This is a genomic window from Amycolatopsis mongoliensis (genome assembly GCF_030285665.1).
Classification (GTDB): domain Bacteria; phylum Actinomycetota; class Actinomycetes; order Mycobacteriales; family Pseudonocardiaceae; genus Amycolatopsis; species Amycolatopsis mongoliensis.
The window spans coordinates 59,049-73,200 of sequence record NZ_CP127295.1 but is presented as its reverse complement, the minus strand read 5'-3'; the positions used below and the strand labels follow the sequence as shown (position 1 = coordinate 73,200).

At 73.5% G+C, this 14,152-nt stretch carries 14 protein-coding genes; 6 read left to right on the top strand and 8 right to left on the bottom strand.

What is annotated here, in order from left to right; genetic code table 11:
• The first annotated feature begins 51 nt into the window (after positions 1-51).
• A complete protein-coding gene (locus QRX60_RS00325; RefSeq protein ID WP_285998782.1) occupies positions 52-1,122 on the top strand; it encodes an NAD(P)/FAD-dependent oxidoreductase in 1,071 nt (356 codons plus the stop codon).
• Positions 1,123-1,169: 47 nt separating this feature from the next.
• On the top strand, positions 1,170-1,805 hold the full coding sequence (locus tag QRX60_RS00320; protein WP_285998781.1) for a GNAT family N-acetyltransferase: 636 nt from the start codon (positions 1,170-1,172) through the stop codon (positions 1,803-1,805).
• On the opposite strand, the gene yaaA is transcribed toward QRX60_RS00320, so the two are convergent.
• Positions 1,792-2,538, bottom strand: a complete 747-nt coding sequence (yaaA, locus tag QRX60_RS00315) for a peroxide stress protein YaaA (protein ID WP_285998780.1) — start codon at positions 2,536-2,538, stop codon at positions 1,792-1,794. The two genes, QRX60_RS00320 and yaaA, sit on opposite strands and share 14 nt — an antisense overlap.
• 55 nt (positions 2,539-2,593) lie before the next feature.
• Here yaaA and QRX60_RS00310 point away from each other — a divergent pair, with 55 nt between their 5' ends.
• The gene (locus tag QRX60_RS00310; RefSeq protein ID WP_285998779.1) at positions 2,594-3,559 is read left to right on the top strand and encodes a GNAT family N-acetyltransferase; all 966 of its coding nucleotides are present in this window, start codon (positions 2,594-2,596) and stop codon (positions 3,557-3,559) included.
• Here QRX60_RS00310 and QRX60_RS00305 read toward each other — a convergent pair.
• On the bottom strand, positions 3,540-4,442 hold the full coding sequence (locus QRX60_RS00305; RefSeq protein ID WP_285998778.1) for a 2-hydroxyacid dehydrogenase: 903 nt from the start codon (positions 4,440-4,442) through the stop codon (positions 3,540-3,542). The two genes, QRX60_RS00310 and QRX60_RS00305, sit on opposite strands and share 20 nt — an antisense overlap.
• 102 nt (positions 4,443-4,544) lie before the next feature.
• The gene (locus tag QRX60_RS00300) at positions 4,545-4,886 is read right to left on the bottom strand and encodes a VOC family protein (RefSeq protein ID WP_285998777.1); all 342 of its coding nucleotides are present in this window, start codon (positions 4,884-4,886) and stop codon (positions 4,545-4,547) included.
• A 123-nt stretch (positions 4,887-5,009) separates the two neighbouring features.
• Between QRX60_RS00300 and QRX60_RS00295 the strand changes: the two genes are divergently transcribed.
• Positions 5,010-6,758: a proline--tRNA ligase gene (locus tag QRX60_RS00295; RefSeq protein WP_285998776.1), complete on the top strand. Its 1,749-nt coding sequence runs from the start codon at positions 5,010-5,012 to the stop codon at positions 6,756-6,758.
• On the top strand, positions 6,758-7,687 hold the full coding sequence (locus QRX60_RS00290) for a hypothetical protein (protein ID WP_285998775.1): 930 nt from the start codon (positions 6,758-6,760) through the stop codon (positions 7,685-7,687). Before QRX60_RS00295 ends, QRX60_RS00290 begins: the two co-directional genes overlap by 1 nt.
• Position 7,688: 1 nt before the next feature.
• On the opposite strand, the gene QRX60_RS00285 is transcribed toward QRX60_RS00290, so the two are convergent.
• Both QRX60_RS00285 and QRX60_RS00280 read right to left on the bottom strand, forming a co-directional pair.
• A complete protein-coding gene (locus QRX60_RS00285; protein ID WP_408630196.1) occupies positions 7,689-9,803 on the bottom strand; it encodes a bifunctional lysylphosphatidylglycerol flippase/synthetase MprF in 2,115 nt (704 codons plus the stop codon).
• A gap of 121 nt (positions 9,804-9,924) precedes the next feature.
• Positions 9,925-10,620: an HAD family hydrolase gene (locus QRX60_RS00280; RefSeq protein ID WP_285998774.1), complete on the bottom strand. Its 696-nt coding sequence runs from the start codon at positions 10,618-10,620 to the stop codon at positions 9,925-9,927.
• Positions 10,621-10,725: 105 nt separating this feature from the next.
• Here QRX60_RS00280 and QRX60_RS00275 point away from each other — a divergent pair, with 105 nt between their 5' ends.
• Positions 10,726-11,742, top strand: coding sequence for a YhgE/Pip domain-containing protein (locus QRX60_RS00275; RefSeq protein WP_285998773.1), 1,017 nt, complete (start codon positions 10,726-10,728; stop codon positions 11,740-11,742).
• Here the strand turns inward: QRX60_RS00275 and QRX60_RS00270 are convergent.
• From QRX60_RS00270 to QRX60_RS00260, 3 genes are read right to left on the bottom strand one after another with little or no spacing between them, the layout of a single operon-like run.
• Positions 11,680-12,090 carry a secondary thiamine-phosphate synthase enzyme YjbQ gene (locus QRX60_RS00270; protein WP_285998772.1) on the bottom strand — a complete coding sequence of 137 codons (411 nt, stop codon included), beginning with the start codon at positions 12,088-12,090 and terminating at the stop codon, positions 11,680-11,682. The two genes, QRX60_RS00275 and QRX60_RS00270, sit on opposite strands and share 63 nt — an antisense overlap.
• A 24-nt stretch (positions 12,091-12,114) precedes the next feature.
• Positions 12,115-12,759 (bottom strand): LuxR C-terminal-related transcriptional regulator, encoded by a 645-nt coding sequence (locus tag QRX60_RS00265; protein ID WP_285998771.1) that lies wholly within the window; start codon positions 12,757-12,759, stop codon positions 12,115-12,117.
• A gap of 38 nt (positions 12,760-12,797) precedes the next feature.
• Positions 12,798-14,138, bottom strand: a complete 1,341-nt coding sequence (locus QRX60_RS00260) for a sensor histidine kinase (RefSeq protein WP_285998770.1) — start codon at positions 14,136-14,138, stop codon at positions 12,798-12,800.
• Positions 14,139-14,152 lie beyond the last annotated feature (14 nt).

Here is a 14,152-nt window from a genome sequence, read left to right as displayed (position 1 = left end):
CGGGGCAATCCCGGTGGCCCGGGCGCGGCACCGTCGGGCAGGGTGGGGGACATGCGAGTGCTCGTGATCGGAAGCGGAATCGGCGGCGCGGCAACGGCCTGGCACCTGGCGGGCCGGGGCGCGGAGGTGGTCGTGGCGGACGCGGCCCGGCCGGGGACGGCCACCGAAGCCGGCGCCGGGATCGTCAGCCCGTGGACGTCGCGCTGGGAAGACGCGCTGTACCCGCTCGCGTCGACCGCCGGCCGGTACTACCGCGAGTTCACGGCCGAGCTCGAGGATTCGTCGTTCGAGGTCGTCGGCGGCATGATCGTGTCGGCCGACGAGACCGAGCTGGCCGAGGCCCACGAGCGGCTGACCGCGCGGGCGGCGGACGCGCCCGAGATCGGCGGGATCCGGCGGCTCGACCCGGCGCAGGCGCGCGAACTGTTCCCCGCGCTGGCGCCCGAACTGGGCGCGGTGCACCTGTCCGGCGCCGGCCGCGTCGATGGCCACCAGCTGCGCCGGGCGCTGTTGGCGGCCGCCGAGCGCCGGGGCGCGAAGTTCGTCGAAGGCGAGGTCGCGTTCCGGGCCGACGGCACGGTCGCGAGCGCGTCGGGCCCGCTGGAAGCGGACAGCGTCGTGGTCGCGGCCGGCGCGTGGAGCCGGGAACTGCTGGCGCCGCTGGGGATCGACCTGCCGGTGACGCCGCACCGCGGCCAGATCAGCCACTTCGACCTGCCGGACACGGACACGTCGGCGTGGCCGGTGGTCCTCCCGCGCACGAGCCACTACCTCCTGGCCTTCGGCGGCGGCCGGGTGGTGGCGGGCGCGACGCGCGAGGCGGAGTCCGGCTTCGACTACCGCGTGACGGCGGCCGGCCAGCACGAGGTGCTGGCCAACGCGCTGACGGTGGCACCGGGCCTGGCGGACGCGACGCTGGCGGAGACCCGGGTCGGCTTCCGCCCGGGCACGCCGGACGGCCTGCCGGTGCTGGGTCTGCTCCGGCCGGGCCTGGCGGTGTCGACGGGCTTCGGCGCGGGCGGGCTGACGAACGCGCCGTTCGCGGGGAAGCTGGTCGCGTCGATCGCGCTGGGGGAGGACCCGGGCTTCGACCTGACCCCGTTCGCCCCGGACCGCTTCTGAGCACCTGTCGCCGCACCTATCGCCTCCGCCCGGCGACGGAGGGGGACGTGCGGGAACTGCTGGCGATCCTGGACGGCGCGATCACCTGGCTCGGCGGCCGGGGCCTCGACCAGTGGCAGGGAGCCCGCTGGCGCGCGGACGAGCTGCGCCCGGACTTGCGGACCGGTGCGCTCCGCGTGGCGGAGATGCGGGCCGCCCCGACCGCGCCGGCTTTGCCGGGCGAGCTTGGCGTGCCGAGCCAGGCCGGCCGGGCAGGATCGGCTGAGGCCGGCGCGCCGCCGGTTGCGCCGAGCGGAATCGCGGCGCCAGGGGCGGCCGGCTCGCCTGCGTCCGGGCCGGCCGCGTCAGGTCCCCGCGACATCCCGACGCCGGTCGCCACCATGACCCTGCGCGATGCCCCGGGCGAGGGGCTCTGGCGTCCGGCCGACGACCCCGCCTCGGCGCTCTACCTCAGCCACCTCGCGGTCGATCGTGCCCTGGCCGGCCGGGGCATCGGGACCTGGCTCCTCGACCAGGCCGCCGCGGAAGCCGCCCGCCGCGGGAAGCGATCCGTCCGGCTCGACGCCTGGACCACCAACACCCGCCTGCACGACTACTACCGGAACCACGGCTTCCGGCTGGTCCGGATCGCCGGAGACCGCACCTCCGGCGCCCTCTTCGAACGGCCCGTCAGCCCTCCGTGACCAGCTCCAGCGCGTGCTCGCCGGTGCGTTCGACCACCAGGCCCGCCTTCGTGATCACCTTCACCAGCTGGTCCACAGTGGACGGTTCGGCCCGGGTGACGGCCAGTTCGCGGGCCAGCCGGCCCTTGTACGCCTTGTTGAAGTGGCTGACCGTCACGCGCTCGCCGCGGGCGTTCTCCGTCACCACGCGGACCGTCACCGCGTCCGGGCGCAGCTTCGCGAACGCCGAGTACGTGCCCGAGCGCAGGTCCACCACCAGGCCCTCCACCTGCTGCAGCACCGGTTCGAGCACCGGCTTCCAGTGCCCGCGGACCGTCCCGAGCGACGGCAGCGAGTTCCCGCCCGACAGCCGGTACGCGGGAATCGGGTCGGTCGCCGACACCACGCCGAACAGCGACGACGTCACCGCCAGCCGCCGGTGCGCCTTCTCCAGGCCCGCCTTCGTGAAGCTCTTCACGTCCAGCGCGTCGTACAGGACGCCGGTGTAGCGGCGCAGCGCCGGCATCGTCGGCGACGTCAGCAGCTCCGCATTGCGAGCGACCTCCCCCGCTTGGCGTTCGGTGAGGCCCAGGGCCGAGACGCTGGCCGGGACGTCACGGGCCAGCTCGACGAGCGCGTCGGCGAGCTTCGCGCGCGCCGGGTTCAGCTCGGGGAACGACAGCGCGCCGAGGTCGAGAGGGCCGCCGCGGCCGCCGTCGGCCTTGGTCTCGGAGGGAGGAAGGAGCACCAGCACGCGCCGAGCGTAAATCGGGGTGCGCGGACGCCGCCGTCCGGCCTAGCCTCCCGCCATGGACCTCACCTGGCGCCCGTTGACCCTCGACGACGTCCCCGCGCTGACCCGGCTCTACGCGGCGGCCGAAGAGGTCGACCGGACGGGTGACCACTTCACCGACGAAGATCTCCGCGAAGAGCTGGAGGGCCCCAACATCGACCTGGCCGGGGCGACCGTCGGCGCCTGGGCGGGCGACCGGCTCGTCGGCTACGGCCTGATCCGCCGGCGCGACGCCGCGAACCCGGTCCACATGATCCGGCTCCAGTCGGTCGTGCACCCGGAGCACCGGACCGACGCCGTCGGCGCTCACCTGGTCGAGTGGTTTTCGCGGACGAGCCGCGAGGTCCACGAGCGCACCTTCCCGGGCGCGCCGATCGAGCTGCACCACGGCGTGCACCAGAACGAGCGCTGGATCGCCGGCGTCCTCGCCGGCGCCGGGTACACGCACGCGCGCACGATGGTGAACATGCGTGTCGGCCTCGCGGACCTGCCGCCGCAGCCGCCGCTGCCGGAGGGCTTCACCGCGGTCCCGTTCGACTTCAAGTACGACCTCGCCGCGCTCGACGCCCGCAACGACACCTTCGCCGACCACTGGGGCAGCACGGTCTACGAGCCCGACGCCTGGCGCCACCTGGTCACCGGCTCGAAGGACTTCCGCCCGGACCTGTCGTTCCTCGTCCTCGACGGCGACAAGGTCCTCGCGTTCGTGCTGAGCCACTTCTACGCGTCCGAAGCCGAGGCGACGGGTATTCGCGAGCACTACGCCACCTGGGTGGGAACGCGGGCGGCGCTGCGTGGCCGCGGTGTCGCGTCAGGGCTGCTGGGGCACACGCTTTCGGCGGCGAAGGCCGCGGGGTTCGACCGGTCGGCGCTGAACGTCGACGTCGACAACGCGCACCGCGCCCTGGGGGTCTACGAGCGGTGCGGTTATCGCGTCGACGACGAATGGCACGTCTACGTGCTCACCCCGTCACGAGGTTGAGCAGTTCCTCGCCCCGCGCGTACCGCTTCAGCTGCTCCGCCGCCAGCTTCTTCGCGCGGGGGTAGAACGACGCCGACCCGCCGGCGATGTGCGGGGTGATGACCACGCCCGGAACCGTCCACAGTGGATGGTCTGCGGGCAGCGGTTCCGGGTCCACGACGTCGAGGCCTGCGCGCAGGCGCCCGGTGCGCGTCTCCGCCAGGAGGGCGTCCGTGTCGATCGCCGTGCCGCGGCCGACGTTCACCACCAGGGCGTCGTCGGGGAGGGCGGCCAGGGCCTTCGCGTCGAGCAGGCCGCGCGTCGCGGGGGTGTCCGGGAGGACCAGCACCACGATGTCGGCCTCGGGAAGCAGGCTCGGCAGCTCGGCGACGCCGTGGACGTCCTCGTCCGGCCGCGCGCGGCTCGCCACTCGCGTCACGACGGCCTCGGCGGCGACGAGCTGGCGTTCGATGGCCTGCCCGATCGAGCCGTGGCCGACCAGCAGGACGCGGCTGTCGGCGAGGGACCGCGTGTGCTCGCGCACCCATGCACCGCGGGCCTGCTGCGCGAACCACCGCGGCAGGTCGCGCTGCGCCGCGTGGATCAGCGCGAGGGCGTGCTCGGCGACGCTCAGGTCGTGGAGCCCCCGCCCGTTCGCCAGCAGCACCCCTTCCGACAGCAGCGGCACGAGGGTTTCGACGCCGGCGGACAGCGACTGCACCACCCGCAGCGACGGCAGCTCCCCGATGAGCTTCGGCGGCTCCGGCCCGCGGTCGTAGGGCAGCACGTAGAACTCGACGTCGTCCAGCCCGGCCGGGGGAGGCTCGACCCCGTCGTAGTAGGCGGCGCCGAGTCCCTCCGGTACCTCGATGTCGGTCCACGGCAGCAGCACGCGAGCGTTCATGCCGTCTTTCTACCCGCCGCGGGCACAGCACGGCAGAACGCGGGCGCCGGCCGGATCCGCGGCGCGACCGGGCCATCACGGTGGGAAACGCACTGCCTCGCGTCAGCCCACGCAGAACACGTTGCCCTCCGGATCGGTCAGCACCGTCCAGGCCAGGCCCGGCACCTCGTGCTCGGCCACCTCCTTCGCGCCCAGCTCCACCAGTCGTTTCACCTCCGCCGCGCGGTCGTCCCCGCCGAAGTCGACGTGCACCCGGTTCTTGCCGGCGCGCGGCTCCGGCACCCGCTGCAGCCCCAGCGGGAGCCCGCCCTCCGTCGGCGCCAGGACGAGGAACTCGCCTTCGTAGTCCCGGTCGACCGTCGTGCCCAGCGCGGCCGTCCAGAACTCCGCCAGACCGCGCGGGTCCGCGCAGTCGATCGTGATCATGCCCATGCGGATCGCCATGCCCCCAAGCTAGCGGCCGGCACCGACGAAAACGGGCCGCCGAGTAACCCGTTGGAGTCACGGCCGGGGGATTGACTACCCTGAGCGGGACTTTCACACCCGCCCGGAGCAGGGAGACCCGCAGTGATCACCAGGACTTCGTCGTTGTTCCTTCGCACGTTGCGTGAGGACCCGGCGGACGCCGAGGTGCCGAGCCACCGGCTCCTGGTGCGCGCCGGCTACGTCCGCCGGGTCGCCCCGGGCGGGTACTCGTGGCTGCCCCTGGGCCTGCGCGTGCTGCGCCGCATCGAGGCCGTCGTGCGCGACGAGATGAACGCGATCGGCGCGCAGGAGATCCAGTTCCCCGCGCTGCTGCCGAAGGAGCCCTACGAGGCGACCGGCCGCTGGACCGAGTACGGCGACAGCCTGTTCCGCCTGAAGGACCGCAAGGGCGCCGACTACCTCCTCGGCCCGACGCACGAAGAGCTCTTCACCCTCACCGTCAAGGGCGAGTTCAGCTCCTACCGCGACTACCCGGTCACGCTGTACCAGATCCAGACGAAGTACCGCGACGAAGCGCGTCCCCGCGCCGGCATCCTGCGCGGCCGCGAGTTCGTCATGAAGGACTCGTACTCCTTCGACCTCGACGACGAGGGCCTCGAGCGCTCCTACCAGGCGCACCGCGCCGCCTACACCAAGCTGTTCGACCGCCTCGGCCTCGAGTACGTCGTGGTGAAGGCGACCTCGGGCGCGATGGGCGGCTCGGCGTCGGAGGAGTTCCTCGCGGTCGCCGAGACGGGTGAGGACACCTACGTCCGCAGCACCGAGTCGGGCTACGCGGCGAACGTCGAAGCCGTCGTCACGCCCGCGCCGCCCGCGCAGCCGATCGAAGGCCGTCCCGAGGCGCAGGTGCACCACACGCCGAACACGCCGACCATCGAGACGCTGGTGAACTTCCTCAACGCGGCCGGGCTCGGCCGCGAGTTCACCGCCGCGGACACGCTGAAGAACGTCATGCTCAAGACGCGTCAGCCCGGCGCGAAGGAGTGGGAGCTGGTCTGCGTCGCGCTGCCCGGTGACCGCGAAGTGGACATGAAGCGCCTCGAAGCGTCGCTGGAGCCCGCCGAGGTCGCGCTGCTCGACGAGGCCGACTTCGCGAAGAACCCGTTCCTGGTCAAGGGCTACATCGGCCCGAAGGCGCTGCAGGACAACGGCGTGCGCTACCTCGCCGACCCGCGGATCGTGCCCGGCACCGCCTGGGTCACCGGGGCCGACAAGGTCGACCACCACGTCGTCGACCTGCTGGCCGGCCGCGACTTCACCCCGGACGGCACCATCGAGGCCGCCGAGGTCCGCGAGGGCGACGCGTCGCCGGACGGCCAGGGCACCCTGGTCGCCGCGCGCGGCATCGAGATCGGGCACATCTTCCAGCTGGGCCGCAAGTACGCGGACGCGTTCGAGCTCGACGCGCTCGGCCCCGACTCCAAGCCGATCCGGATCACGATGGGCTCCTACGGCGTCGGCGTCTCGCGGCTGGTCGGCGTGCTCGCCGAGCAGAACCACGACGACCTCGGCATCATCTGGCCGCGCGAGGTGTCGCCGTTCGACGTGCACATCGTCATCGCGGGCAAGGACGAGGCCGTCGCGGCCGGCGCCGAGAAGATCGCCGCCGAGCTGGACGCGGCGGGCATCGAGGTCATCCTCGACGACCGCAAGGCGACGCCGGGCGTCAAGTTCGCCGACGCCGAGCTGGTCGGCGTGCCGACCATCCTGGTGGTCGGGCGTGGCCTGGCCAACGGCGTCGTCGAGGTCAAGGACCGGCGGACGGGCGAGCGCGAAGAGATCGCGGTCGACGCCGTCGTCGAGCACCTGGTCAAGCTCGTCCGGTCCTGATGGGGCTGTTCTCCCGGCGCTCGGACGACACGACGCCGGGGTACGAGGACAACGCGGCGCTTCGCGGGTTCGGCGGCTACGAACCCGCGGACGCGCCGACGCCTGTGCCCTCACCTTCGCCCGAACCACCGAGAGCGCAGCCGAAGCGGATCCGCCCGGCGCCGAAGCCGCTGAAGTGGCGGCGGGCGCCGTGGGTCGGGCTCGTGCTCATCGCGCTGATCGCGGGCGTGCTGAACGCGCTGGGCGTCGGCAAGGCGCACCGGCCCGCGTCGACACCCGCGCCGCGGACGCCCGTGGTCGAGACGCCGTCGCCGCGGGTGAGCGTCCCCGCCGTCGTGAGCGGCTGGCAGTCCGTCGCGGCCCGGGACGGTTCGTACGCCTATGACGTGCCGCCGTCCTGGAAGCCCGAACCCGGCACGCTGCACGGCTGGGAAAAGACCGCCGCGGCGCCGGGGATCCGGCTGGTCACGAGCGCGTTCCTGGGCGAGGACTTCTGCGAGCACGCCGACCTCGGCGGCGCGGGGGTCACCACCGTGCCGGTGGCCGACGCCGGGGAGGCCGCGCGCAAGGCCGTGACCGACCTCGGAGTGAGCGCGTTCAGCCCGGACAACGGCCCGCTCGCGCAGGTGACCCCGGACGCGGGCACGGACGCGCAGGTCACGAAGGCCGACGGCACGAAGATCGCGGCGCGGATCGTGGTCGCGGAGGTCGTCCCGACCGAGACCGGTCCGTGCTGGGCGAAGCACGCTCTGGTCGCGGCGATGGGCTTCGGCTCCGGGGGCGCCTCGGGCGTGGTGGTGGCCTACGCCGACAGCGACCGCTCCGGGCCGACGATCCGCGAAGACCTGGTGGGGATCCTCAAGAGCTACCGGTTCGTGCCGGCGGCGGAGCGGACCACGACCACCCCGCCGCCCACCACGCGCCGGTGACTCAGCGCTTGCGCGCCAGCTTCGCCAGCTCCCGCAGCCGGACGTCCGGCAGGTACGCCCGGCTCAGCGCCAGCCCGATCCGCGGCAGGTCCGCCTCGTCGCGGTAGGCCAGGTACAGCGGCACGCGCCGGGGCTGGAACTTCGCCTTGAACGCGTGCAGGGAACGGAATCCGTAGTACGGCTCCATCACGCGGCCCAGCGTCTCCAGTGCCCGGTCGACCGTGCGCGCCGGGCTGTCGTCGCCGGACCGGGCCAGGGGCGCGCCCGACAGCGAGACGAACCGCGCGCCCTCGGCGCGGAACTGCACGCACGCCGACGCGATCAGGAACTCCATCACCGGGCGGAAGCCGTGGGGGCTGCGGCGCATGACGTCCAGCGTCCAGCCGCCCACCTTGCCCGCGCCCGTGTGGACCGGCAGCCACGACGTCACGCCGTGGACCGTGCCCTCGGCGTCCACCGCCAGGCCGACCCGCGTCGCCGGGTCCATCGCCTCGTCGAGGCCGCCGAGGGTGAACCCCATCTCCGGCATGCCCTTGCCCGACATCCACTCCTCCGACAGCGCCCGGACCTGGGCGAGGATGGGCTCCGGCTGGTCGGCCAAGCGGACCAGCCGGAAGTCGATGTCCTGCTTGGCGGCCTTGTTCAGCGCCGACCGGACGTCCTGCCACGCCTTGCCGCGGAACTCCAGCCCCTCCAGGTCGAGCACGTTGTCCTCGGCGACCTGGACGTGCTGCCAGCCCTGCTCGCGCGTCGCCGCGACCGTCGCCTCGGTCGCCGAGAACACGCACGGCACCAGGCCGGTGTTCTCGCACATCGCGGTGAACTCGGTGACCGTGGCCGCCGCCGTGCCGTCCGGCGCGATCGGGTCGCCCAGCGCGACGGCGACGCCCGCGTGCCGGCGGTAGGCGAGGTAGGACCGGCCGTCCTCGCGGACGAAGTACGTGTTGCGCGGCCAGGTCGTCATCCACGACAGCGTGCTGCCGCCGTGCCGCCCGAGCAGCGTGCGGGCCAGCGCCGCCCCGGGACCCTGCGCGTGGCGCCGGAGCCGTCGCCGGGAAGGGACGCGGAAGGCGTGCCGCGCGGCGATCAGCACGCCCAGCTCGACCGTCCACAAGAGATTGTCCACGAAGAACAGCGGCAGGCCGGTGGTGTCGTAGTCCGCCCCGAAGAGGTCGGCCAGGCCGTAGACCGTGGCCGCGGCGAGCCCCTGCAGGGTGACGAAGACCGACAGCGCGACGGCCCACCGCCACGCGACGCGGCCGCCCTTGCGCAGCCCGTTGAGCATCGGCACGACGAGCAGCACGAGGACCGCCAGCTCCGGCGCCGACAGCGAAACCCCTTCGGTGGAGCCGAACGGGCCTTCGCCGGGCACCAGGAACATCACGATCTCGGCGATGGTGAGCAGCAGCAGGCCGGCGACGGTCAGCAGCCGCCACTCCCGCAGGTTCGGCCCCGCCGACGGCCCCCGCCGCGACCCGACGAGCCGGTTGCCGAGCGGGATCGCCAGCAGCAGCGCGAAGAAGTGGACGAGGTCGGCCAGCGTGCCGACGTAGACGATCGCGACCCCGGCGTACACGCAGAGCCCGGCCCGCAGCCGCAGCGCCCACGGCGGCCGCAGCGTCGCGCTGGCGACGGCGACCGCGGCGAGCGCGCCGCCGGAGAACCCGACGTCGAGGCTGCCCGCCATGCGCTCGGCCCAGAGCCAGCCGGAGTTGCCGCAGAGCGCGAGGAACTGCGTCGCGACGAGCACCGAGACGAACTGGCCGCCGATGGTCACGGCCATCGCGCGCCGCGTTCCCAGCTGCCACTCGGCGAAGCCGGCGAAGAGCGCGAAGCTGCCGACCATCGGGAGGTAGAACCAGGGGATGACGGCGAAGAACGGCCCGGTGAGCATGGTCCACCACCGGCCCGCCTCCAGCGACGGCAGCCCGTAGGCGACGAACGGGTAGGCCGCGCGGTCCTCGGCGGCGTTCCAGAGCGCCCCCGACGCGACGGCCAGCACGAGCATCGCGAGCACCACGCTGCTGGTGAACGGCAGGCGCTGTCTGAGCACCGCGACCGTGCCGCGGATGCGTCCCCCTCCGGCGGGCCCGGCCGCCGACGCTGTTTCAGCCATGCCCGGAAGTGTGGCGAACGGCCGTCTCCGGCCACATCAGGCGAAGGAAGGAGATTTACCCCTAAGGGGTCCTCCCTTCGAATGAGGGTTGACACCCTCCCGAGGACGACGAAGACGGCTTTCAGCTGAACACGGCGGTTTTCACGGCATCGGTGTCGGCGAGGTCCGGCAGCACGACGTGCGCGCCGGCGGCCCGCAGTTCGTCGGCGCTGTAGAGCCCGGTCGCCACCGCGATCGAGAGCGCCCCGTGGGCCAGGGCGGCTTTGACGTCGTTCGGGGTGTCGCCGATGACGACGACCGCGTCGGCGTCGAACGGGGTGCCGTGCTTCGCCGCCGCCAGTCCCACCGCGTGCGGGACCAGGTCCGGGCGGTGCACCGACAGCGTGCCGTAGCCGCCGATCTCCAGGTCGAGGTGCTCGAGCAGGTCGAACGCGGCGAGTTTGTGCCGCGAGATCTCCGGTAGGTTCCCGGTGACGAGCGACTGGACGACGTCGTCCCGCCCGGCGAACGCGGTGAGCGCCTCGGCCGCGCCCGGCAGCACCCGGGCCTCCGCCGCGAAGCGGTGCGCCGCGCGTTCCGACTCCGCGACCAGGGCCTTGAACAGCGCTCGGATCGTGTCCTGGACGGGTTCGAAGCCGTTCTCGACGAGCAGTTCGGTCGTGGTCGCCAGCTCGGTGCGGCCGCCGAAGACCGGGTGCACGCGCAACGGCGCCCCGGTCGCGGCGGTGAACGCGGCCGCGTACCAGGACGCGCCCAGCCCGGCGAAGTCCACCAGCGTGTGGTCGATGTCCCAGAGCACCAGCCGCTTCTTCGTCACGAGTTCGAGGTTACCGGCGGCACTATTCAACACGCGTTGACTTTCCGTGGACACGGTCGTACCTTGACCAGTAATTCAACACGCGAAGAATAGCTGGAGGCTGTCATGACCAGTCCTGTCCGGCGCCCCGCCGGGGCGCTCGCCCTGGTCGCCGCCGTGGCCGGCGCGCTGGTGGCGGTGGTGCTCGGGTTCCTCACCTTCGGCGCACAGGCCACGGCCGCGCCGGACGGCGTCCCGGTCGCGGTCGCCGCCCCGCCGGGCCCGCTGCAGGGCATCGCGCAGCGCGTCGCCGCGCACGGCGGCGGTCAGCTCGCTTGGACCGTCACCAACCCGGCCGACGCGCGGCAGCTGCTGGAGGACAAGAAGGTCTACGGCGTGCTCGAACTCGCGCCGGGACCGGCCGCGACCGTGGTGACATCGGGGGCGGTCAACCCGGCCGGCACCCAGGTCGCGCAGCAGGCGCTCACCGCCGGGGCGGCGGCGCTCGGTGGCGTCCCGAAGCAGGAGGTGCTGCACCCGGCAGGCGTCGCCGGCCGGACCGCGCCGCTGGCCGCGTCCGCGCTGGCCTGGATCGGCGCGCTCGTCGCGGGTCTCGCGCTGACGCAACTGGCCAGGCGCACCGGCCGCACGGTCGGCGCCGGCGCGCGGTTCCTGCAGGTCGTCGGCGCCGGTGCGCTGGTGACGGCGGCCGTGGCCGGGTTCTTCGCGTTGTGGGACTCCACGCTGCCGCTCGACGCCGGCGTCCTGGGGTTCGTCTTCCTCGCCGCGACGGCCTTCGCGGCCCTGCAGGCGGGGCTGCTGCGCCTGCTCGGACTGCGCGCGATGGCCGTCCTCGGCCCGCTCTACCTGGTCGCGCCCGCGGTCGCCGGCCAGGTGCCGGAGCTGCTGAACCCGGCCTACCGCACGCTGCTGTGGTCGTGGACGCCGTTCCGCTTCTCGACCGAGGGCCTGCGAAGCCTGCTCCAGGGCGTGCCGGGCGCACCCGACGTCACGACCGGCGCCTGGGTACTCGGCGCGCTGCTGGCCGCCGGGCTTCTCCTCGTGCTCTGGCCCGGCCGGTCAGCCCGCCAGGAGGCTGAACCGCACCTTGCGGACCGGGTTGTCGAGGTTGGTGTCCACTAGGCAGATCGACTGCCAGGTCCCCAGCGCGAGGACGCCGCCGAGCACCGGGATCGTCGCGTACGGCGGCACCAGGGCCGGGAGCACGTGGTCACGGCCGTGACCCGGGCTCCCGTGCCGGTGCCGCCAGCGGCCGTCGCGGGGGAGCAGCTCGTCGAGCGCGGTCAGCAGGTCCTCGTCGCTGCCGGCACCGGTCTCGAGGACCGCCAGCCCGGCGGTGGCGTGCGGGACCCAGACGTGCAGCAGCCCGTCGGTGGCGTCCGCGTCGCGCAGGAACGACTCTGCCTCGTGGGTGAGGTCGTGGACGACGGCTTGGGAGCCGGTGCGGACCTCGATCTCGGTGGAGTACATGCATCCCAGCCTAGGCGCCGGCCGTCAGGAGCCGAGGTGGCGCAGCACCGCCAGCACCCGGCGGTTGTCCCCTTCGGACGGTGACAGGCCGAGCTTGCCGAAGATCGACGTCACGTACTTTTCGACCGACCCGGCCGAGAGGAACAGCTTCGCCGCGATCGCGGAGTTCGACCGGCCTTCCGCCATCAGGCCCAGGACCTCGCGCTCCCGCGGGGTGAGCCCGCTGAGCGCGTCGGTCTGGCGCGTCGCAGAGAACAGCTGGCTGACGACCTCGGGGTCGAGCACCGTCTCGCCGTCCGCGACGCGGCGCAGGGCGTCGAGGAAGTCCGACACCTCGGCGACGCGGTCCTTGAGCAGGTAGCCGACGCCGCCCGCGCGATCGGCCAGCAGCTGCGCCGCGTACTTCGTCTCGACGTACTGGGAGAACAGCAGGATCGCGCGGCCCGGCGATTCGCGGCGCAGCGAGATCGCCGCCCGCAGGCCCTCGTCCGTGTGCGTCGGCGGCATCCGGATGTCCACAATGGACACTTCGGGGGAGTTGCCCTCGACGGCGGCCCGCAGCGCGTCGGCGTCCTTCACCGCGGCGACGACCTCGTGGCCGCGGAAGGTCAGCAGCTCGACGAGGCCCTGGCGCAGGATGGTCGAGTCCTCCGCGATGACGATCCGCATGTCGCGACCCTAGCGGGGCAGCTGTGACATCCGGGGCTTCACCCCGGGCCGGGGGCTCCGCCACCCGGACCCCCGGAAGGCAGGGGTACCCGCGCGGTCACTTCGGTCGGACCGCCCGGCGGGCTCGCGACGGTCAGCTCGCCGTCGACGGTCCGCAGCCGTTCGGCGACCCCGGCCAGCCCGCCGCCGGGGACGAGCCGGGCGCCCCCGCGGCCGCGGTCGCGCACCCGCAGCCACAGGACGTCCCGCTCTTCGGTGACTGCGACGTAGATCGTCGGCCCGCCGTGTTTCGCGGCGTTGGTGAGCAGCTCGGCAGCGCTGAAGTAGACGATCGTCTCCAGCGACGGCGGCGGGCGGCGCGGCAGGTCGACGGCGACCCGCGCGTCCATCCCGGACGTCGCGACCAGGGTGGCCAGCGCGACGTCGAGCCCCGCGTCGAGGGCGGCGGGGTGGATGCCGCGGGCGAGGTCGCGCAGCTCGGTCAGCGCCTGCTTCGCGTTGGTGTGTGCGGCGGTCACCAGCTCCTTGACCTGGGGGAGGTCGAGGTCTTCGAGCTCGTCCTTGGCCAAGCCGAGCTTCATGGCGAGGGCGACGAGCTGGGCCTGCGCACCGTCGTGCAGGTCGCGTTCGATGCGCCTGAGCCGCAGGGCGGCGTCCTCGACCGCGGTGGCGCGGCTGGCTTCGAGGTCGCGGACGCGTTCGGAGAGCTCCCGCGTGCCGAGCAGGCCGACGACCAGCAGCCGGTCGAGCGCGACGAAGGCGTGCGTCACCCACGGGAGCGCCACGAGCACCAGCAGCCCGGACGCCGACCAGGCGAGCGCGCCCGCCCAGTTGTCGGCGTAGATGTCGTAGACCGGCAGGTGCTGCTCGCCCAGCGGGAACCAGAAGAAGGCGAAGGGGGTCGCGGCCAGGGCGTAGAGCGTCGCGCTGACCATCGCGACCAGCGCGGCGAAGGTCAGGGGGAGGCGCAGCAACAGATAGCCGGCCGCGCGCCAGCCCGCCGGATCGCCGACGCGCGCCCGCACCCAGGCCCACAGCCCGGGCTTGAGCTCGGGCCGGCGCGGGACGGGCACACTGACGCCGAGCAGGACCTTGGCGAGGCCGCGGTGCAGGGCGCCGAGGCCACGGGCGTAGAAGACAGCGCCGGCGAGGACGAGGAACCCGAGCAGCACGGGCGTCAGCCCGAGGCCGACCGCGAGCACGACGAGGAAACTGAGCAGCGAGAACAGGGTCAGCGGGCCGGAGAGCCACAGCCAGGCGTATTCGGCCCAGAAGTCGCGCGCGGCCAGCGGCCCGAACACCCGGCGCAGCAGGTGGGGGCGAGGGACGTCGAGGCTGGTCACGGTGTCAGTCTGGGCGCGATGACGGGTCCTGCCCATCCGGTTTTCCCCCT